This window comes from Rhabdaerophilum sp. SD176 (assembly GCF_030143245.1).
In the GTDB taxonomy this organism is placed as follows: Bacteria; Pseudomonadota; Alphaproteobacteria; order Rhizobiales; family Beijerinckiaceae; genus Rhabdaerophilum.
The window spans coordinates 1-1,268 of sequence record NZ_JARJNS010000021.1; the positions used below are offsets into that span (position 1 = coordinate 1).

A 1,268-nucleotide genomic window follows, 5' to 3' on the forward strand; every position below is an offset into this window, starting at 1 on the left:
TGACCTGCCACTGAGTTGTCATCCAGCGGCGATTAGAGCCTCGGCGGGTTTTACGCCTTGTGGCGCGGGTGGAGCAACGGGCGATCGGCGGAGTTGGTCGGTGTTGCGCAGCCGATCGCCCGTTGCGGTGAAGTTAGCGGCATAGGCCGCAGGCGTGAGGTATCCGAGCGCCGAGTGCGGGCGCGCGGTGTTGAAGTCCGCGACCCAGGCCGCGATCTTGGCTCGGGCGTCGTCGAGATCGAAGAACAGCGTTTCATTGAGCAGTTCGTCGCGCATGCGACCGTTGAAGCTCTCCACGAAGCCGTTCTGCATGGGCTTGCCTGGCGCGATGAAGTGCCAGTCGACGCCGTTGTCTTTGCACCAGGCGAGCATGGCGTTGCAGGTGTACTCGGTGCCGTGGTCGGAGACGATCATGCCCGGCTTGCCATGCCGCTCGATGATCGCCGTCAGCTCGCGCGCCACGCGCCGGCCAGAGATCGAGGTGTCTGGGATCGCGCCCAGGCACTGCTTGGTCACGTCATCGACGATGTTGAGGATGCGGAAGCGCCGCCCATTGGCGAACTGGTCGTGGACGAAGTCCGTTGACCAGCGCGCGTTCGGCGTCGCCTCGATCAGGATCGGCGCCCGTGCGCCCACAGCCTTGCGTCGGGCGCGGCGCTTGCGCACGGACAGGCCCTCTTCGCGATAGAGCCGGTGGATGCGGTTGACGCCGGAGGGCTCGCCCTCGCGCCTGAGCAGGATGAACAGCCGCCGGTAGCCGAAGCGGCGGCGTTCGTTCGCTAGTTCGCGCAGCCGGGCGCGCAGCTCCGTGTCCGGAGGTCGGCAGGATTGGTAGCGCACCATCTTCCGGTCCGCTCCGACGATGCTGCAGGCCCGACGTTCCGACAGGCCCATCACGGCCCGCAGATGCGCGACGGCTTCGCGCTGCACGGCGGGCCCTACCATTTTTTTGATAGAAGCTCCCGCATCGCGGCCACATCCAGCATCTGCTCGGCCAGCAGCTTCTTCAGCTTCGCGTTCTCGTCCTCAAGCGCCTTCAACCGCTTGGCCTCAGAGACATCCATACCGCCATACTTGGCCTTCCAATTGTAAAAGGTCGCCTCCGAGATCCCGTGCTTGCGGGCGAGGTCGGCGGTCCTCGCGCCGGCCTCGTGCTCCTTCAAGACCGCAATGATCTGCTCTTCCGTGAATCTTGCTCGCTTCATCAGTCCGTCCTCAGCAGGGCCGGACTCTAACTCCATGTGGAGGAAAATCTCAGTGGCAGGTCA

General features: G+C 64.7%; 1 protein-coding gene. It reads right to left on the reverse strand.

What is annotated here, in order from left to right:
* Nucleotides 1–18 precede the first annotated feature (18 nt).
* Nucleotides 19–1,205, reverse strand: a protein-coding gene (locus tag P0652_RS18715; protein WP_284180428.1) for an IS3 family transposase whose coding sequence is annotated in 2 segments (ribosomal slippage) — nucleotides 19–953 and nucleotides 953–1,205 — 1,188 coding nt in all. Because the reading frame shifts where the segments join, the coding sequence is not laid out codon by codon here.
* Nucleotides 1,206–1,268: the final 63 nt, after the last annotated feature.